The sequence below is a fragment of the Streptomyces sp. S063 genome (assembly GCF_002832675.1).
Classification (GTDB): Bacteria; Actinomycetota; Actinomycetes; order Streptomycetales; family Streptomycetaceae; genus Streptomyces; species Streptomyces sindenensis.
In genome coordinates, this window is the sequence record NZ_CP021707.1 from 6,004,224 (window position 1) to 6,024,786 (window position 20,563).

Here is a 20,563-nt window from a genome sequence, read left to right on the forward strand (position 1 = left end):
GGAGAATCGACGGTTACATCAGCGCCCGCGGGCGCTGATGTAACCGTCGACCCCGTCGAGCAGGCGCTGCAGGCCGAACTCGAGGCTGGGCATGATGTCGTTGTACTCCGCGTCGCCGGGCTCGAACGTTCCTGCAGCGACCATCTTGGACAGCGCGGGGAGATGAGCCTCGCCCACGAGGTCCTTCATCGCCCGGGCGTACTCCTGCGCCATCTCCTCCACGGCCACCCCGGACTGCTGCGGGCCCTGCGCCAGCTCACTGGACGTCCTGGCGAGATCACGTACGGCGCAGGTCACGAAGATGACGAGGTGGAGGACCTCCTCCTCGTCCAGACCGATCCCGGACACGTGGTGCAGCAGGGCCTCGAACCAGGCGAGCTGGTTGGGCCCCAGCGGAGGCGAGTTCGTCGTGACCCGCAGCAGCCACGGGTGCGCCTTGTAGACACCGAGCATCCCCCACACCCAGTCGTGGACCCCCGCGCGCCAGTCACCGGACTCGGGGGCGGGGCGGGGGAGGCCGAGGGCGGTGTCGTAGATGACGTCGACGAGCTGTTCCTTGCCCGAGACATAGCGGTAGAGGGACATCGCCGTGTAGGCCAGCCGGCTCGCGACGGACTGCATGGAGAGGCCTTCGAGCCCCTCCTCGTCGGCGATCTCGATGGCGGCCTTGGCGATGACCTCCAGGGACAGGCCGGGCCGCGGACCCCGGGTCGGCTTGTTCCTGGCACCCCACAACAGCTCGACGCTGGTCGGCTGGGGTGCCTTCGCCTTTCGCTCAGGCGTCATGTGTCTCCCATGTTCGGCGCTTGACGACCACCCTAAAACTGTGTATCACTTAAGCCAAGTATATGAGGCACACAATTTGGTAAAGGGAAGTGTGGTTGGTGACGGGTAACTACGCGATTGAGGCCCGGGGGCTCCGTAAAGCATTCGGCGACCTGACCGTTCTCGACTCGGTCGACCTCCGGGTCGAAAGCGGCACCATGCTCGGTGTGCTGGGCCCCAACGGCGCGGGGAAGACCACGTGCGTCCGTATCCTCAGCACCCTGCTCGGTGCCGACGGAGGCACCGCCACCATCGCCGGCCACGACGTGATGAAGGAACCCCGCGCGGTGCGCAGGGTCATCGGCCTCACGGGCCAGGACACCGCCGTGGACGAGTTGCTCACCGGCGAGGAGAACCTCGTGATGATGGGGCAGCTCTTCCGCCTGGGCGGCGCCGCCTCCCGGCGGCGAGCCGCCGAGCTGCTCGACCAGTTCGACCTCACCGACGCCGCCCGCCGCCCCGTGAAGACGTACTCCGGTGGTATGCGCCGCAGGCTCGACCTCGCCGTCAGCCTGATCAACTCGCCGCCCGTGCTCTTCCTCGACGAGCCGACGACCGGCCTGGACCCCACGAGCCGGATGGCCATGTGGGAGACGATCCGCAGGCTCATGGCCGCGGGGACCACGGTCCTGCTGACCACGCAGTATCTGGAAGAGGCCGATCAGCTGGCCGACCGCGTCGCCGTCATCGACGGTGGCCGCGTCGTCGCGGAGGGCACCGCCGGCGAGCTGAAGCGCAAGGTCGGCTCGGAGCGGGTCGAGCTGACGTTCGACGGCGAGGATCTCGCGAGGGCCCGCGCACTGTTCGACGGCGAGCACGTCGGCATGCAGACCCTCAGCATGCCGATCGAGAGCCCCTCGGACGTACGCGACCTGTTGAACCTCGCGGCCTCCCAGAACCTCGACGTGAAGGGCTTCGCCCTGCACGAGCCCACCCTCGACGACGTGTTCCGCACGCTCACCGGCTCCGGCCCCCGGACAGGGGCCGCCACCGCCGCCGACGGCGCCACGGGAGCCGGGGCTTCCGTGGGAGCCGGTGCCATCACAGGAGAGACCGCATGAACCAGGCCGTCGCGCCCAAGGCGCGCCCGGAGTTCGTCCTCGCCGCCGGCGACTGCGTCGTACTCATCCGCAGGAGCCTGCGCCACCTCACCAGGAACGTGGACGAGGTCATCCAGTCCGTGGTCCTGCCGATCATGCTCCTGCTGCTGTTCCGCTACCTCTTCGGCGGCGCGATCCAGACGGGAGGACCCAGCTATGTGAACTACGTGATCGCCGGAGTCATCGTCGTCAGCATCGCCTTCAGCGCCTCCGCCACGGCCGTCGGCGTCGCCAACGACCTGCAGAACGGGATCGTCGAACGGTTCCGCACCATGCCGATGTTCAGCTCGGCCATGCTCGTCGGCCACGTCGTCTCGGCCGTCCTGCGGAACGTGCTCGCGGTGACCCTGGTCGTCCTCGTCGGCCTGCTCGTCGGCTTCCGCCCCTCGGCGAGCCTGGGCGACTGGCTCGTCGCGTGCGGCCTCCTGCTGCTCTTCATCACCGCGATCTCCTGGCTGGCCACCCTGCTCGGCCTGCTCGCGGGCGGTGTCGAGGCCGCCAGCGGGTACGCGATGATCCTCGTCTTCTTCCCCTACGCCAGCAGCGCCCTGGTGCCCTCCGAGAGCATGCCCTCGATCCTGCGCGCCTTCGTGGAGAACCAGCCGTTCACGCCCATCGTCAACGCGGTCCGCGGGCTGCTGATCGGCACGCCCACCGGCAACAGCGTCATGCTCTCCGTCGTCTGGTGGCTCCCGGTGCTCGCCCTCACCGTCGTCTTCACCGTCAGGTACTTCCGCCGGCACACGGGCAAGTGAGCGCGGGCCTCTCACGTACAGGGTGCCGTCACCGTCCAGCGGTGACGGCACCCGGCTGTTTCAGACGGCCCGTCCCGCGGCGGCCGACCACTTCGCCACGTGCTCGGTGACGACGGAAAGGACAGCCTCCGCCTGGTCGTTGAGGTAGAAGTGACCGCCGGGGAAGACCCGCATCCCGAACTCCCCGTCGGTGTGGTCCTCCCAGCCCCGCGCCTCGTCCTCGGAGACCCGCGGATCGTCGTCGCCCAGCAGGGCGACCACCGGGCACGAGAGCTTGTCGTCCGGGTCGTACCGGTAGGTCTCCACGGCCTTGTAGTCACTGCGGAGGGCAGGGAGCACCATGCGTACGATCTCGTCGTCCTCGAAGAGCTTGTCCTCCGTGCCGCTCAGCGCACGCACCTCTCGCAGAAGCATGTCGTCGCGCATCAGGTGCACATCGTGCACGCGCGCCCGTGAGGGGGCGCCCCGCCCGGAGGCCAGCACCCCCAGCAGCTCGACGTCCGACCCCCGGAGCCGTCGCGCCACCTCGTAGGCGAGCACCGATCCCATGCTGTGCCCGAAGAGCGTCACCGGCCTGTCCGCCCACAGCTTCAGCTCCCGGGCCACATGGTCGGCCAGCTCGTGGATGCTCTCGACGCATGGCTCCGTACGCCGGTCCTGCCGCCCGGGGTACTGGACGGCCAGCACCTCGATGCCGGGCGTCAACGCCTTGGCCACGGGGAAGAAATAGGACGCGGAACCTCCCGCGTGCGGCAGACACACCAGACGGGTGGGGGCCGAAGGGGCAGCGTGGAAGCGGCGTATCCACGCGCTCGGTTCACCGGAAGCAGAAGTCATCTGTAGATGCAACCCTATTCTCGCGCGTTCGCCCGAACACACAACGGTAGGCCAATTATCCCGTGAATGTGTCAGCGTCCCGCGGACCGCGCAACCCCTAGGGGTTGCCACCGGCCACCGCCAGGGCGGGATCGCACGCGGCACCCCCTAGAACTCCGGCGGCCGCCCGGCCCCGGGGGCCGACCCGCGGCAGGCTAGGGGTGGTTCGCCCGATATCCCGCCGGTAGCGTGCAGCAGAATCCAGAAGAAAAGCCCGGGGCCGGCCGTGCAGGGAAAGCAGTGATGTGCCGTCGAATTCCTTTGTGACAGGCGAATTCCGGCGCTGAGCGAGAATCCGCGACACCGCCCCGGGCCGGGATCGACCGGAGCGATGGGTGACGTCGGTGGGTAACTCGGTGGGTAACGAAGAGAAGCTGCTCAACTACCTCAAGCGTGCGACCGCCGACCTCCGAGAGGCGCGGCGGAAGCTGAGCGAGGTGGAGGCCCAACAGCACGCTCCGGTCGCCATCGTCGGGATGGCCTGCCGCTACCCGGGCGGCGTGCGCTCGCCCGAGGACCTCTGGCAGCTCGTCTCGCAGGGCGTCGACGGCATATCGGCCTTTCCGCAGGACCGGGACTGGGACGTCGACGGGCTCTACGACCCCGAGCCCGGAAAGCCGGGGAAGTCGTATGTGAAGGAAGGCGGATTCCTCTACGACGCCGCCGACTTCGACCCCGCCTTCTTCGGGATCTCGCCGCGCGAGGCGCTGGCCATGGACCCGCAGCAGCGGCTGCTGCTGGAAGTGTCCTGGGAGGCGTTCGAGCGCGCCGGCATCGACCTGACATCGGTACGCGGCACCCCCACGGGCGTCTTCGCCGGAGTCATGTACCACGACTACGGCTCCTGGGTGCGGGACATCCCGGAGGAACTCGCGGGATACCTCGGCAACGGCACCGCCGGCAGCATCCTCTCCGGCCGCGTCGCCTACACCCTGGGCCTCGAGGGCCCCGCCATGACCATCGACACGGCCTGCTCCTCCTCCCTGGTCGCCCTGCACTCCGCCACGCGCGCCCTGCGCTCCGGCGAGTGCTCTCTGGCGCTGGCGGGCGGTGTCACCGTGATGTCGACCCCTGACACCTTCGTCGAGTTCAGCCTGCAGCGCGGCCTCGCCGCCGACGGCCGGTGCAAGGCCTTCTCGTCCGACGCCGACGGCACCGCCTGGGGCGAGGGCGCGGCCATGCTCCTGCTGGAGCGGCTGGACGACGCACACCGCAACGGACACCAGGTGCTCGGCGTGATCCGCGGCTCCGCCGTCAACCAGGACGGCGCTTCCAGCGGCATGACCGCACCGAGCGGCCCCTCGCAACAGCGGGTCATCCGGGCCGCGCTGGAGGACGCCGGGCTGTCGGCCGCCGAGGTCGACGCGGTCGAGGCGCACGGTACGGGGACGAAGCTCGGCGACCCGATCGAGGCGCAGGCCCTGCTCGCGACGTACGGCACGGACCGCCCGGCGGACCAGCCGCTGTGGCTCGGCTCCGTGAAGTCGAACATCGGTCACACGCAGGCGGCGGCCGGTGTCGCGGGTGTGATCAAGATGGTCCAGGCGATGCGGCACGGTGTGCTGCCGAGGACTCTGCACGTCGACGCTCCCTCGACGCACGTCGACTGGACGGCGGGCGCCGTCGAACTGCTCACCGGGTCCCGGAGCTGGGAGACCCCGGACGGCAGGCCCCGGCGCGCGGGCGTCTCCTCGTTCGGCCTCAGCGGCACCAATGCCCATGTGATCGTCGAGCAGGAACCGGTGTCCGCCGGCGACGGGCCCGGGGGCGAGCTCGCGGACGGGTCCGCGGGTGACGCCGACGGAGGCGCGGAGGGCAATGCCGAAGGCGCCGCCGAGGGAGGCGCCGACCCGGAACGCGGCACGTGGAACGCCCTGGCATGGCCGGTCTCGGCCGCCACCGACGGCGCGCTGCGCGACCAGGCCGCCGCTCTCCTCCGCCTGACGGAGGACGCCGACGTGGATCCGGCGGACATCAGCCACTCCCTCGTACGGGGACGCACCGCGCTGAGCCGTCGCGCGGTCGTGACAGGCCGCGACCGTGAGGAGCTGCGGGCGGGGCTGGCCCTGCTCGCCGCCGGCGAGTCGCCGACCCGGAACGCGTCGACCTCCGGTGGTCGGTTGGCGTTTGTGTTTCCGGGTCAGGGGACGCAGTGGGTGGGGATGGGTGCGCGGTTGGCGCGGGAGAGTGTGGTTTTTGCGGAGCGGTTGGGTGAGTGTGCGCGGGTGTTGGAGCCGTTGGTGGATTGGTCGTTGTGGGAGGTGTTGGCGGAGGCGGATGGTTTGGGGGTTGAGGAGTTGGGTGGGGTTGGTGGTGGGTCGTTGTTGGGGCGGGTTGATGTGGTGCAGCCGGTGTCGTTTGCGGTGATGGTGTCGTTGGCGGCGTTGTGGCGTTCGTTGGGTGTGGAGCCGGATGCGGTGGTGGGGCATTCGCAGGGGGAGATTGCGGCGGCTGTGGTGTCGGGTGCGTTGTCTTTGGAGGATGGTGCGTGGGTGGTGGTGTTGCGGTCGCGGGTGATTGCGGGGTCGTTGGCGGGTGGTGGGGGGATGTTGTCGGTGGGGTTGTCGGTGGGTGAGTTGGTGGGGCGGTTGCCGGTGGGGGTGTCGGTGGCGGCGGTGAATGGTCCGTCGTCGGTGGTGGTGTCGGGTGATGTGGAGGGGTTGGGTGTGTTGGAGGGTGTGTTGGTGGGTGAGGGGGTGCGGGTGCGGCGTGTTGCGGTGGATTATGCGTCGCATTCGGTGCAGGTGGGGTTGGTGGAGGAGGAGTTGTTGCGGGTGTTGGCGCCGGTGGTGGCGGGGGTGCCTGAGGTGCCGTTCTTTTCGTCGGTGTTGGTGGGTTGGGTGGGTGGTGGTGTGGTTGATGGGGGTTATTGGTATCGGAATTTGCGGGAGCCGGTGTTGTTTGCGGATGCGGTGGGGGCGTTGGTGGGTGAGGGGTTTACGGATTTTGTTGAGGTGAGTGCGCATCCTGTTCTGGTTCCGGGTGTGAGTGAGTTGTTGGATGTGGGGGGTGTTGAGGGTGCGGTTGTGGGGTCGTTGCGTCGTGGTGATGGTGGGTTGGATCGTTTTCTGCGTTCGGTGGGTGAGCTCTGGTCTGCTGGGGTGGGTGTGGACTGGGGGGCTGTTGTGCCGGTGGGTGCGGGGCGGGTGGATCTGCCGACGTATGCCTTCCAGCGACAGCGCTACTGGCTGGACAGCGCCGAGGCATTCGACGGCGCGGGCGACGTATCCGCTGCCGGACTGATCACGACCGGGCACCCCCTGCTCGGCGCGGCCGTCGAGCACGCCTCCGGCGGGGGAGTGACCTTCTCCGGACGCATCGGCCTGGACAGGAGCGCCTGGCTCGGCGATCACAGCGTCGAAGGACGGACGATCTTCCCCGGAACCGGATTCGTCGAGATGGCGATCCGGGCCGGCGACCAGACCGGCCACTCCCACCTCGAAGAACTCACCCTCGCCACCCCCCTCGTCCTGCCCGAGCACGGCACGGTCGAGATCCAGGTGGTCGTCGAAGGCGGCCCGGACACCACGGGTGATGCGGCACCGGAGGGGACCGGCGACAGCACCACCGGAGCCGCACCGGCCGACGGACGCCGCCGGTGCGCGATCTACTCACGCCCCGAGGGCGCCCCCGCGGGCACCCCTTGGACCCGGCATGCCACCGGAACCCTCAGCGCCACGCGTTCCCACCCCGGCTTCGACCTCGCCTCGTGGCCGCCGCCCGGCGCCGAACCCATCGGTCTCGACGGGGTCTACGAACGGCTCGCCGCGACAGGGCTCCTCTACGGACCGGCGTTCCAGGGGCTCCGCGCCGCATGGCGACTCGGCCCCGAGGTGTACGCCGAGGTCGAACTCGCGGAAGAAGCCCGGGACCACGCCGACCGCTTCGGCATCCACCCCGCACTGCTCGACGCCGCACTGCACGCGATAGGGGTGGACGCGCCGCACGCCCGGGTCGAGCTGCCGTTCGCCTGGGAGCACGTCGAGCTGACGGCTACCGGGGCCACCGCCCTCCGCGTACGGGTCAGGCCCGGCGCGCACGGCACCGTCGCCCTGGACCTGGCCGACACCACCGGCAGCCCCGTCGCGTCCGTCGGGTCGCTCGCCGTGCGCCCCGTGACCGCCGAACAGCTCGCCGAGGCGGCCCGGACCGCCCCGGAGGGCGCACTGTACGGAGTGGACTGGGAGCCCGTCCCCGCCCCGTCCCTCGTCGACGCGTCGGCGTCCGACGCCGGGCAGGCCGCCCCGCGCTGGGTGGTCCTGTCGCAGGACGGGAACGCCCCGGAGTCTTGGGCACGGACGCTCCCGGCCGCCGTCACGGCCACTTCCCTCGACGACATCGCCGAGGCCGATGTCGTCGTCCTCCTCAGCGGCACGGGCAGCGACCCCGAGGCCGTACGCAGGGCGACCGGGCACACCCTGCACACGTTGCAGGCCTGGCTCTCCGCCGACCGCTTCGCCGACGCCACCCTTGTGGTGCTCACCCACGACGCCACCGACGGCGCCACCGACGGCGCTGCCGGCGGTGCCGCCGACGGAGCCGGGCTGGCGGCGGCAGCCGTGCGCGGACTCGTCCGCACCGCACAGCTGGAGAACCCCGGCAGCTTCCTGCTCGTCGACCTCGACGGACACGTAGACTCCGCCCGCCTCCTCCCGTACGTCACCACGCTCGGCCACCCCGAAGTGGCCCTGCGAGCGGGAACGGCGCAGGTGCCCCGGCTCGCCCGCAGAACCGAACCGGTGGCCGGCGACGCACCGCGCGAGGCGGCATGGGACGCCGACGGCACGGTAGTGATCACCGGTGCGAGCGGGACCCTCGCGGGCGCCCTCGCCCATCACCTCGTCGAGCACCACGGTGTCCGCCACCTGCTGCTCCTCAGCCGGAGCGGCACCGGGATCGACGGCCTCGAAGTGGCGGGCGCGACCGTGACGACGGTGGCCTGCGACGTGGCCGACCGAACCGCCCTCGAACACGCCCTGGCCGCCGTTCCCGCCGAGCACCCCGTGCGCGCCGTCATCCACGCGGCGGGCGTACTCGCCGACGGAACGACCGGGACCCTCACCCCGGAACAGATCGACGCGGTGCTGCGCCCGAAGTCCGAAGCGGCCTGGCACCTGCACGAGTTGACCCGGGAGATGGACCTCCACCACTTCGTGCTGTTCTCGTCCATCGCCGGCATCACGGGCAGCCAGGGACAGGCCAACTACGGTGCGGCCAACGCCCACCTCGACGCGCTCGCCGCGTACCGCAGAGCACGCGGGCTGCCCGGGCAGTCGCTGGCCTGGGGCTTCTGGGCCCAGGCCAGCGGGATGACGGGTCACCTCGATGACGCCGACCGAGCTCGTATCAGCAGCAGTGGCATCGCTCCGCTGTCCACGGAAGAGGGGCTGCGGCTCTTCGACGCGGCGCTCGCCCAGGGCGATCCGGTGGTCGCCCCGGTACGGATGGACATGGCGGGCCTGCGCGCCCAGGGTGCGGAACTGGCCGAGATCTTCCAGGGTCTCGTGCCGGCCCGCCGCCGCGGCGCCACCGTCACCGTCGTCACGCCCGACACGGTCGCGGACGGCTCTCTGCGGGGCGAGCTCACCGCACTGTCCCCGTCGGAACGCGCGGAACGACTGCTCACGATGGTCCGCGCGCAGGCAGCCTCCGTACTCGGCCACGACAGCGCGGACGCGGTCGAGGCGAACCGCGCGTTCCGCGAGTTCGGCTTCGACTCCCTGACCGCGGTCGAACTGCGGAACCGCCTCAACTCCGCCACAGGGCTGCGGCTTTCCGCGACTCTCGTCTTCGACTACCCGACCCCCGAGATCCTCGCCGGCCACCTGAACGACGAACTGCTCGGCAAGAGTGCCTCTTCCGCCGTCGCGGACGTCGCGGTGGGTGCCGTGGACGCGGTGGGCGGTGCGGGTGGTGTGGAGGACGATCCGGTGGTGATTGTGGGGATGAGTTGCCGTTATCCGGGTGGGGTGGAGTCGCCTGAGGATTTGTGGCGGTTGGTGGATGACGGGGTGGATGCGATCGGTGGCTTTCCGCGTGATCGTGGGTGGGATGTCGAGGGGATTTATGATCCCGAGCCGGGGGTGCCGGGGAAGTCGTATGTGCGTGAGGGGGGTTTCCTTGCGGATGTGGCGGGTTTTGATGCGGAGTTCTTCGGGATTTCTCCGCGTGAGGCGTTGGAGATGGATCCGCAGCAGCGTTTGCTGCTGGAGTTGTCGTGGGAGGCGTTCGAGCGGGCGGGTGTGGACCCCTCGTCCTTGCGCGGCAGTGACACCGGTGTATTCGCCGGCCTGATGCATCACGACTACGCGGCCAGTTCGAGTGGCGGCAGTCTGGTTTCGGGTCGTATTTCTTACACGTTGGGGTTGGAGGGGCCGGCGGTGACGGTGGACACGGCGTGTTCGTCGTCGTTGGTGGCGTTGCATTGGGCGGCGCAGTCGTTGCGTGCGGGTGAGTGTTCGTTGGCGTTGGCGGGTGGTGTGACGGTGATGACGACGCCGGATATGTTTGTTGATTTCAGTCGTCAGCGGGGGTTGGCGGTGGATGGGCGGTGTAAGTCGTTCGGTGGGGGTGCGGATGGTGCTGCGTGGTCGGAGGGTGCGGGGTTGTTGGTGTTGGAGCGGTTGTCGGATGCGCGGCGGAATGGTCATCGGGTGTTGGCGGTGGTGCGGGGTTCTGCGGTGAATCAGGATGGTGCGTCGAATGGGTTCAGTGCTCCGAATGGTCCGTCGCAGCAGCGGGTGGTGCGGGCGGCGTTGGTGAGTGGGGGGTTGTCGGTGGGGGATGTGGATGTGGTGGAGGGGCATGGGACGGGGACGCGGTTGGGTGATCCGATTGAGGCTCAGGCGTTGTTGGCGACGTATGGGCAGGGTCGTGTTGAGGGGCGGCCTTTGTGGTTGGGGTCGGTGAAGTCGAATATTGGTCATGCGCAGGCGGCTGCGGGTGTGGCTGGTGTGATCAAGATGGTGGAGGCGTTGCGGCGGGGGGTGTTGCCGCGGACGTTGCATGTGGATGTGCCGTCGGGTGAGGTGGATTGGTCTGCGGGTGCGGTGGAGTTGTTGGTGGAGGGGCGGGTGTGGCCGGATGTGGGTCGGGTGCGTCGGGCGGGTGTGTCGTCGTTCGGGATCAGTGGGACGAACGCGCATGTGATTTTGGAGCAGGCGCCTGCGGAAGTGCTGGGTGAGCTGGTTCCGGTGTCGGGTGAGGCATCGGTTGGTGTGGTGCCGTTGGTGTTGTCGGGTGGTTCTGTGGGTGTGGTGGGGGAGTTGGCGGGGCGTGTGGTGGCGGTGGGGGATGCGGTGGTGGGGGATGTGTCGGTGGGTGAGGTTGGTCGTGGGTTGGCGTTGACGCGTGCGGGGTTGGGTCATCGGGCTGTGGTGGTGGGTGAGGGGTGGGAGGAGTTGCGTTCGGGTCTGGTGGCGTTGTCGGAGGGTGAGCCGGCGTCGGGTTCGGGTGTGGTGCGTGGTGTTGCGTCTTCTGGTGGTGGGTTGGGGTTTGTGTTTGCGGGTCAGGGGTCGCAGTGGTTGGGGATGGGGCGTGGTTTGTATGAGGCGTTTCCGGTGTTTGCGGAGGCGTTTGATGAGGTGATGGGTTTGGTGGGTGAGGGTGTGCGTGAGGTGATGTGGGGTCTGGATTCCGATTCGGATTCGGGTTCTGGTTCAGATTCGGGTGTGGATTCGGGTTCTGGTTCGGGTTCTGGTTCTGGTTCGGGTTCTGGTTGGTGGTCTGGTTTGTCGGTGGATGATACGGGTGTGGCGCAGGTGGGGTTGTTTGCGTTTGAGGTGGCGTTGTTTCGGTTGTGGGTGTCGTGGGGTGTGCGGGTGGATTGTGTGGGTGGTCATTCGGTGGGTGAGGTGGTGGCTGCTTTTGTTGCTGGGGTTTTGTCGTTGGAGGATGCGTGTCGTTTGGTGGTGGCGCGTGGGCGGTTGATGCAGGGGTTGGCGTTGGGTGGGGTGATGGTGGCGGTGGAGGCGTCGGAGGAGGAGGTGTTGCCGTTGTTGGGTGGTGGGGTGTCGTTGGCTGCGGTGAATGGTCCTTCGTCGGTGGTGTTGTCGGGTGTGGAGGGTGTGGTGGAGGAGGTGGTGGGGGTGTTTGTGGGGCGTGGTCGTCGGTCGAAGCGTTTGGTGGTGTCGCATGCGTTTCATTCGGTGTTGATGGAGCCGATGTTGGAGGAGTTTCGGGGTGTGGTGGAGGGGTTGGTGTTTCGGGAGCCGGTGTTGGGTTTGGTGGTGGGTGGTGATGTGTGTGATCCGGAGTTCTGGGTGTCGCATGTGCGGGAGCCGGTGAGGTTTTTGGAGACGGTTCGGGTGATGGAGGGTCGGGGTGTTTCGGGGTTTGTCGAGGTGGGTCCGGATGCGGTGTTGTCGGTGATGGGTCCGGGTTGTGTTGTGGGTGATGAGGTGGTGTTTGTGCCGTCGGTGGTGCGGGGGCGTGATGAGGTGCGTGGTGTGGTGGGTGCGTTGGGTGGGGTGTGGGTGCGGGGGTTTGATGTTGATTGGGGTGCGGTGTTCGAGGGTCTTGGTGTTCGGGGTGGTGTTGGTGGTGGGGTTGTTGATTTGCCGACGTATCCGTTTGAGCGTCGGCGGTATTGGTTGGAGCCGGGTTCGGGTGGTTCGGGTTCGGGTGATGTGTCGGTGTCGGGGCAGGTGGGTGCGGGGCATCCGTTGTTGGCGGCGGTGCTGGATCACGTCGATGGGGATGGGGTGACGCTGACCGGAAGGCTGTCGCTCGCGACGCATCCCTGGCTGGCGGATCATGCGGTGCACGGGGCGGTGTTGGTGCCGGGGACGGCGTTGGTGGAGATGGTTCTGCGTGCGGGTCAGGAGACCGGCACCCCCACCATCGACGAACTCACCCTGCAGGCGCCGATCATCGTGCCTCCGGACGGTGGCGTACGGCTTCGAGTGACCGTGGGCCCGCGCGACGGCGACGGACTGAGGACCGTCACGGTGCATGGGCAGGCGTCCGACGGGCCGTGGATCGAGCACGCCGGCGGAACGCTCACCGAGCAGCAGCCCGTGTCTGCCCCGGCTGACAGCCACTGGCCGCCCGCCGGGGCCGGGGAGATGGACGCCGACACCGCGTACGCGCGGCTGGCGCAGGCCGGGGTCGACTACGGCCCGCTCTTCCAAGGGCTGCGTCGGGCCTGGCAGCGGGGCGGCGAGGTGTTCGCCGAGGTGACGCTCCCCGAGAACACCTCGACCGAGGGGTTCGCCCTCCACCCGGCCCTGTTCGATGCGGCGCTGCATGCCGGTGCCTACCTGGACGCGGACCGTCCGCAGAGTACGGAAGGCAATGGAGGCGCGGGGCTGCCGTTCGTGTGGCGAGGGGTCACCGTCCACTCGGCGGGCGCCCTGGAGCTGCGGGTCCGGATGAAGCGGAGCGGCGACAACGAGATGGCGCTGTCGGCCACCGACCCCGACGGCTCGGCCGTCGTCACGGTCGAGAGCCTGGTGACGCGCGCCCTGGCCGCCGAACAGATCGCGACCGCCGACGAATCGCTCTACGTTCCGGAGTGGAAGGAACACCCGGGCGCGGCACGGTACGCGGGGACGTCGGCGATCGTCGACGACCTGGCGGACCTCGGTGCGGAGGTGCCGGACGTGGTGGTCCTGCGCGTCGGCGGACCGGGCACGGGGAACGCCGACAGTGACGACGTAACGACTGCGGCGGACAGGGCCCGTACGACCACCGCTCAGGTGCTCGGCGCCCTCACCGCCTGGCTGGCGGACGACCGGTTCACCACGTCCCGGCTCGCGCTGCTGACGCGGCATGCCGCCCCGGCGACGGACGACCCGGATCTGGCACAGGCACCCGTATGGGGACTCGTCCGGGCGGCGCAGGCCGAACACCCGGGCAGGTTCCTCCTCCTCGACGTCCAGGAGACCCGGGAGAACCCGGACGCGGACGAGGCGCCCGTACCGTCCGGCACACGCGAGGCCGGCGACGCGGTCCCGGACACGGCTCTGAGCACAGCGCTCGGCGCCGGGGAACCGGAGATCATGATCCGGGACGGAGCACTCTTCGTGCCCCGCTGGCGCCGAGCGGCAACGGTCCGGGCCGACGGGCCCGGTACGGGCGGCGCGGGGGCGAGCGAGACCGGGCTCCGTGCCGGCTTCCCCGACTCCGTACTCATCACTGGCGGGACCGGTGGCCTCGGCGCGGCTGTGGCCCGTCACCTGGCCGGGCAGCACGGGGTCGGCGAACTCGTGCTCGTCAGCCGCCGGGGCCCCGAGGCCCCGGGGGCCGAAGCCCTGTGCGCCGAGCTGACAGCTCTGGGTGCCCGGGTGACCGCCGTCGCCGCGGACGTGTCGGACCGTAATGCCGTTGCCGCGCTCTTCGCCGACCACCCGGTGCGGGGCGTCGTCCACGCCGCCGGAGTGCTCGCCGACGGGCTCGTCGAGTCGATGACCCCGGACCGGCTCGACGCGGTGTTCCGGCCCAAGGCCGATGCCGCGTGGCACCTCCACGAGCTGGGCGGCGACCTGGACACCTTCATCCTGTTCTCGTCCGCCACCAGCGCCATCGACGCGACGGCCCAGGGCAACTACGCGGCGGCCAACGTGTTCCTCGACGCCCTGGCGGCACACCGTCGTGCCCGCGGGCTGCCCGCACAGTCGTTGGCCTGGGGATTCTGGTCCGAGGACGGAATGGGTACGCGGCTGGAGGCGGCGGACCTCGCCCGCGTCCACCGGACCGGAATCGCTTCCCTGCCGACGGACGAGGCCCTGGAACTCCTCGACACCGCCATCGCCACGGGCGAGCCCAATGTGGCCCCCGTACGTCTCGACACCTCGGTGCTCAGGACGCGTGAGGAGGAGCTCCCCGTCGTCCTGACCGACCTGGTCCGGCGGCCGAAATCGCGGGTGCGGGCAGAGGCGGACCGGAACACCACACCGTTCCGTACGAAGCTCGTCGGGCTGGCGGAAAGCGAGCGGGAGCCGTACGTCCTGGACCTCGTCCGAACGCAGATCGCCCACGTGCTGGGACATGCCGGAGCGCAGGACATCGAGCCGCGTCGTGCCTTCACGGACTTCGGATTCGATTCACTGACCGCGGTGGAGTTCCGGAACAAGGTGGCCGCGGCGACAGGTCTGAAACTGCCCTCCACGATCGTCTTCGACTACCCGACACCGAGCGCTTTCGCCGGCTTCCTGCTCGCCGAAGCACTCGACGAGGTCCAGGAGGACGCTGCGGACGCCGCAGGCCCCCTGCACGCCGTGGATGCCGACGACCCTGTGGTGATCGTCGGCATGAGCTGCCGCTACCCGGGCGGTGTCGAATCGCCCGAGGACCTGTGGCACATGGTCGCCGAGGGCATCGACGGAATGTCCGGCTTCCCGACGGACCGGGGCTGGGACCTGGAGGCACTCGACGGTTCGGCGCCCGGGCAGTCCTACACGAACCAGGGCGGATTCCTCGAAGGCGCCGCCGACTTCGACGCCGACTTCTTCGGGATCTCACCGCGTGAGGCCCTCGCCATGGACCCGCAGCAGCGGCTGCTGCTGGAGGCTTCCTGGGAGGCGTTCGAGCGCGCGGGCATCGACCCCCACTCGCTGCGCGGCAGCGACACGGGCATCTTCGCCGGCGTCATGTACCGGGATTACGGGAGCACGCTGACCTCCGTCCCCGACGAACTGCTCGGCTACTTCGGGAACGGCACCCTGAACAGCGTGGCGACCGGCCGCGTCGCCTACACGTTCGGCCTGGAGGGACCGGCGATCACGGTGGACACGGCCTGCTCGTCATCGCTGGTGGCGATGCACTGGGCGGCGCAGTCGCTGCGCGCGGGCGAGTGCTCGCTGGCGCTGGCAGGCGGCGTGACCGTGATGACCACCCCGGGGACCTTTGTCGAGTTCGCCCGACAGAACGGGCTGGCTTCCGACGGCCGCTGCAAGGCGTTCGCGGAAGGGGCCGACGGTACGGGCTGGTCGGAGGGCGTGGGCCTGGTGGTGTTGGAGCGGTTGTCGGACGCCCGGCGAAACGGTCACCGGGTGCTGGCGGTGATGCGGGGTTCCGCGGTGAACCAGGACGGCGCGTCCAACGGACTCACGGCTCCGAATGGTCCGTCGCAGCAGCGGGTGGTGCGGGCGGCGTTGGTGAGTGGGGGGTTGTCGGTGGGGGATGTGGATGTGGTGGAGGGGCATGGGACGGGGACGCGGTTGGGTGATCCGATTGAGGCTCAGGCGTTGTTGGCGACGTATGGGCAGGGTCGTGTTGAGGGGCGGCCTTTGTGGTTGGGGTCGGTGAAGTCGAATATTGGTCATGCGCAGGCGGCTGCGGGTGTGGCTGGTGTGATCAAGATGGTGGAGGCGTTGCGGCGGGGGGTGTTGCCGCGGACGTTGCATGTGGATGTGCCGTCGGGTGAGGTGGATTGGTCTGCGGGTGCGGTGGAGTTGTTGGTGGAGGGGCGGGTGTGGCCGGATGTGGGTCGGGTGCGTCGGGCGGGTGTGTCGTCGTTCGGGATCAGTGGGACGAACGCGCATGTGATTTTGGAGCAGGCGCCGGTGGAGGTGTCCGGTGAGGTGTCTGTGGAGGCTTCTCGGGGTGAGGGGGCGTCCGGGGTTGGTGTGGTGCCGTTGGTGTTGTCGGGTGGTTCTGTGGGTGTGGTGGGGGAGTTGGCGGGGCGTGTGGTGGCGGTGGGGGATGCGGTGGTGGGGGATGTGTCGGTGGGTGAGGTTGGTCGTGGGTTGGCGTTGACGCGTGCGGGGTTGGGTCATCGGGCTGTGGTGGTGGGTGAGGGGTGGGAGGAGTTGCGTTCGGGTCTGGTGGCGTTGTCGGAGGGTGAGCCGGCGTCGGGTTCGGGTGTGGTGCGTGGTGTTGCGTCTTCTGGTGGTGGGTTGGGGTTTGTGTTTGCGGGTCAGGGGTCGCAGTGGTTGGGGATGGGGCGTGGTTTGTATGAGGCGTTTCCGGTGTTTGCGGAGGCGTTTGATGAGGTGATGGGTTTGGTGGGTGAGGGTGTGCGTGAGGTGATGTGGGGTCTGGATTCCGATTCGGATTCGGGTTCTGGTTCAGATTCGGGTGTGGATTCGGGTTCTGGTTCGGGTTCTGGTTCTGGTTCGGGTTCTGGTTGGTGGTCTGGTTTGTCGGTGGATGATACGGGTGTGGCGCAGGTGGGGTTGTTTGCGTTTGAGGTGGCGTTGTTTCGGTTGTGGGTGTCGTGGGGTGTGCGGGTGGATTGTGTGGGTGGTCATTCGGTGGGTGAGGTGGTGGCTGCTTTTGTTGCTGGGGTTTTGTCGTTGGAGGATGCGTGTCGTTTGGTGGTGGCGCGTGGGCGGTTGATGCAGGGGTTGGCGTTGGGTGGGGTGATGGTGGCGGTGGAGGCGTCGGAGGAGGAGGTGTTGCCGTTGTTGGGTGGTGGGGTGTCGTTGGCTGCGGTGAATGGTCCTTCGTCGGTGGTGTTGTCGGGTGTGGAGGGTGTGGTGGAGGAGGTGGTGGGGGTGTTTGTGGGGCGTGGTCGTCGGTCGAAGCGTTTGGTGGTGTCGCATGCGTTTCATTCGGTGTTGATGGAGCCGATGTTGGAGGAGTTTCGGGGTGTGGTGGAGGGGTTGGTGTTTCGGGAGCCGGTGTTGGGTTTGGTGGTGGGTGGTGATGTGTGTGATCCGGAGTTCTGGGTGTCGCATGTGCGGGAGCCGGTGAGGTTTTTGGAGACGGTTCGGGTGATGGAGGGTCGGGGTGTTTCGGGGTTTGTCGAGGTGGGTCCGGATGCGGTGTTGTCGGTGATGGGTCCGGGTTGTGTTGTGGGTGATGAGGTGGTGTTTGTGCCGTCGGTGGTGCGGGGGCGTGATGAGGTGCGTGGTGTGGTGGGTGCGTTGGGTGGGGTGTGGGTGCGGGGGTTTGATGTTGATTGGGGTGCGGTGTTCGAGGGTCTTGGTGTTCGGGGTGGTGTTGGTGGTGGGGTTGTTGATTTGCCGACGTATCCGTTTGAGCGTCGGCGGTATTGGTTGGAGCCGGGTTCGGGTGGTTCGGGTGGTTCGGGTTCGGGTGATGTGTCGGTGTCGGGTCAGGTGGGTGCGGGGCATCCGTTGCTGGCGGCGGTGCTGGATCACGTCGACGGGGATGGCGTGACGCTGACCGGAAGGCTGTCGCTCGCCACCCACCCCTGGCTGGCGGATCATGCGGTGCACGGGGCGGTGTTGGTGCCGGGGACGGCGTTGGTGGAGATGGTTCTGCGTGCGGGTCAGGAGACCGGCACCCCCACCATCGACGAACTCATGCTGGAAGCTCCCCTCGCCGTACCCGAGCGGGACGCCGTCGACATACGGGTCGATGTGGGTGAGGCCGAAGGGAACGGACGCCGGCCGGTCCGGGTGCACTCCCGGGACGGCGAGGGCGAGTGGCTGCGCCACGCGACCGGCTACCTCACAGCGGAAGCCCCGCAAGCCCCGGAATCGTCAGAAGCTCCCGACGGCACCATCGATGGCGCCGCCCATCTGGAGGTCTGGCCTCCGGCCGGTGCCGAGCAGCTCGATGTCGCCGGTGCCTACGACGAGTTGGCCGACCGCGGCTATGCGTACGGGACCGCCTTCCAGGGGCTGCTGGCCGCCTGGCGGCGTGGCGCGGAGACATACGCCGAGGTCGCCCTGCCCGAGCAGACAGCGCAGACCGCGGAGTCGGACGGCCGGACCTTCGGCATTCACCCCGCGCTCCTCGATGCCTGCTGGCACGCGTTGCTGCTGGGCGATCCGGAGGGCAGCCCGATGATTCCGTTCGCCTGGACCGGGGTCGCGTTGCAGGCCGAGGGCGTGTCGCACGTACGTGTACGGATCGCGCCAGCAGGCCCCGACACCACCGCGATGACCGTGGCCGACCAGGCGGGGAAGCCGGTGGTGAGCGTGGCCGGTCTCGTGGCGCGGCCGGTGTCCGCCCAGCAACTGGCCGTCGCCCCGCGCTCCTTGTACAGGGTCACGCAGACCGCCCTGCCCGGAGCCGTTGGCGGCACCGGCACCATCGGCGGCGCCGGGAAGGCCGACGACTGGGCCGTGCTGGGCGCGGACGTGCACGACCTGGGCCAGCAGGTGTACGCCGAACCGGGCGTCGTCCCGGACCCCGTTCCGCGGTTCGTCACCTACGACTGCCCCGCGATCGAGGGCACCGTGCCCGAAGCGGTGCGTACGGCGACCTGCGATCTGCTGGCGCTGCTGGCCGGATGGCTGGAGGAGCCGAGGTTCGCCGATGCACACCTCGTGCTCACCGTCGGCGAGCACCTGACCCAGGCCCCGCTGGCCGGTCTCGTACGGGCCGCGCAGGCGGAACACCCGGGGCGGATCACTCTCGTCCGTACGACGGGGGGTTTGGTGAACGCCGGGCTGCTCGCCGACGCCGTCGCCACCGGGGAGCCGGAACTGACCATCGCCGACGGGGAGATACAGGTACCGCGACTGACCCGGATCACGGACCTCGATCCGTCGGGAGAGTCCGCCTTCGTGGGTCCCGTGCTGATCACGGGAGGTACGGGCGGCCTCGGCGCACTCGTCGCGCGCCATCTCGCCGTACGGCACGGGATACGCGAGTTCGTCCTCCTCAGCCGCAGGGGACCGCAGGCCCCGGAGGCGGGACGAATCCAGGAGGAACTCGCGCAACTCGGCGCCACCGCAGCCATCGTGGCGTGCGACGCGGCAGACCGGGCGGAGCTTGCCGAGGTGCTGCAGCGGCACCCCGTACGTTCCGTGGTGCATGCGGCCGGGGTCGTCGACAACGCGGTACTCACGTCGCTCACACCCGAACGTGTCGCCGCGGTCCTGCGTCCCAAGGTCGACGCCGCCTGGAACCTCCACGAACTCACGGCCGGTCACGGCCTCGCCGCTTTCGTGCTCTTCTCTTCCTCGGCGGGGATCCTCCTCGGCGCCGGCCAGAGCAACTACGCGACGGCCAACGTCTTCCTGGACGAGCTCGCCGCGCACCGGCGGACGAACGGCCTCCCGGCCCTGTCGCTGGCCTGGGGTCTGTGGGACGAGGGCTCGGGCATGGCGGGGGGCCTCGATGAGATGGGCCGGCAGCGGATGCGGCGCCTGGGCATGCCGGCGATGGGTACGGACGAGGCGCTCGCCCTGTTCGACGCCGCGCTGAACGCGCCCGACGCCTCGCTGCTGCCGATCCGGTTCGACACCGCGGCACTCCGCGCGCGCGGCGACGAACTGCCCACGCTGCTGCACTCCCTCGTACCGGCCCGGGCGACCGTCCGCACGGCCACGGGGGGCGGCACGTCGGCCGAGGCGGGCATCGCGGCGCGTCTGGCCGGGATGAAACCCGATGACCAGGACGCGTTCCTGTTCGATCTCGTGTCCCGGCACGTCGCGGCAGTGCTCGGCCACGGGGAGTCGCAGACCTTCGACGGCGGGCGAGCCCTGCGCGACATGGGGTTCGACTCACTGGCCGCCGTGGAGCTGCGCAACGGGCTCGGCGCGGTGACCGGACTCGCGCTGCCCGCGACGCTGGTCTTCGACTACCCGACGATCACCGAGATCGTCGACCATCTCGGCGGACTGCTCGTCGGCCGCGCCGCCGATCCGACGACCGAGGCGCTGGCCGAGGTCGACCGGCTGGCGGAGGCGCTGGCCAGGACCGAGGCCGACCCCGCGGCCGTCACCGCCCGGCTCGAGGTCCTTCTGCGCAACTGGCGGGAGCGCGAAGGCGATGCCGCGCGGGACGGACAGCTGGATTACGAAGCGGCGACCGACGACGAGTTGTTCGCGGTGCTCGACGGCGAGTTGGGGGACTGAGCGGTATGGGCGACATGGACTTCACAGAACGGGATGCGTTGATGAACGAGCTGGAGAGCGGCCTTCCCGAGCAGCCTGAGCGGACCGAGCAGTCTGACCGGACCGACCGGACCGACCGGACCGACCGGACCGACCGGACCGACCGGACCGAGCAGCCCGAGCCGGCCGAGCAGCCGGATCTCGTGCGGCGGCTGGCCGACGTTCCGCCGACCGAGGCGCTCGACACGCTGCGTCGGCTCGTGCTCGACCACGCCGTGGAGGTGCTGCGCGCGGCGCGCCCCGACGC

The 20,563-nt window shown here is 69.2% G+C and carries 5 protein-coding genes; 3 read left to right on the plus strand and 2 right to left on the minus strand.

The annotated features are described in order from the left end of the window. Nucleotides 1–18: 18 nt before the first annotated feature. Nucleotides 19–786, minus strand: coding sequence for a TetR/AcrR family transcriptional regulator (locus CCZ36_RS27535; protein ID WP_069738995.1), 768 nt, complete (start codon nt 784–786; stop codon nt 19–21). A 98-nt stretch (nt 787–884) separates the two neighbouring features. On the opposite strand from CCZ36_RS27535, the gene CCZ36_RS27540 reads away from it, so the two are divergent. Continuing rightward, nucleotides 885–1,886 carry an ATP-binding cassette domain-containing protein gene (locus tag CCZ36_RS27540; RefSeq protein ID WP_069738994.1) on the plus strand — a complete coding sequence of 334 codons (1,002 nt, stop codon included), beginning with the start codon at nt 885–887 and terminating at the stop codon, nt 1,884–1,886. Continuing rightward, nucleotides 1,883–2,680 carry an ABC transporter permease gene (locus CCZ36_RS27545; protein ID WP_069738993.1) on the plus strand — a complete coding sequence of 266 codons (798 nt, stop codon included), beginning with the start codon at nt 1,883–1,885 and terminating at the stop codon, nt 2,678–2,680. The genes CCZ36_RS27540 and CCZ36_RS27545 overlap by 4 nt, the downstream gene beginning before the upstream one ends. Nucleotides 2,681–2,740: 60 nt before the next feature. Here the strand turns inward: CCZ36_RS27545 and CCZ36_RS27550 are convergent, their stop codons facing one another. Beyond that, nucleotides 2,741–3,517, minus strand: coding sequence for a thioesterase II family protein (locus tag CCZ36_RS27550; protein WP_069738992.1), 777 nt, complete (start codon nt 3,515–3,517; stop codon nt 2,741–2,743). Nucleotides 3,518–3,891: 374 nt separating this feature from the next. On the opposite strand from CCZ36_RS27550, the gene CCZ36_RS27575 reads away from it, so the two are divergent. After that, the gene (locus CCZ36_RS27575; RefSeq protein WP_237302749.1) at nt 3,892–20,277 is read left to right on the plus strand and encodes a type I polyketide synthase; all 16,386 of its coding nucleotides are present in this window, start codon (nt 3,892–3,894) and stop codon (nt 20,275–20,277) included. Nucleotides 20,278–20,563 lie beyond the last annotated feature (286 nt).

What these genes read in the sequence shown, in the direction of transcription:
- CCZ36_RS27535 (WP_069738995.1), bottom strand. Translation starts at nt 786, where the DNA reads ATGACGCCTGAGCGAAAGGCGAAGGCACCCCAGCCGACCAGCGTCGAG.
- CCZ36_RS27545 (WP_069738993.1), top strand. Translation starts at nt 1,883, where the DNA reads ATGAACCAGGCCGTCGCGCCCAAGGCGCGCCCGGAGTTCGTCCTCGCC.
- CCZ36_RS27550 (WP_069738992.1), bottom strand. Translation starts at nt 3,517, where the DNA reads ATGACTTCTGCTTCCGGTGAACCGAGCGCGTGGATACGCCGCTTCCAC.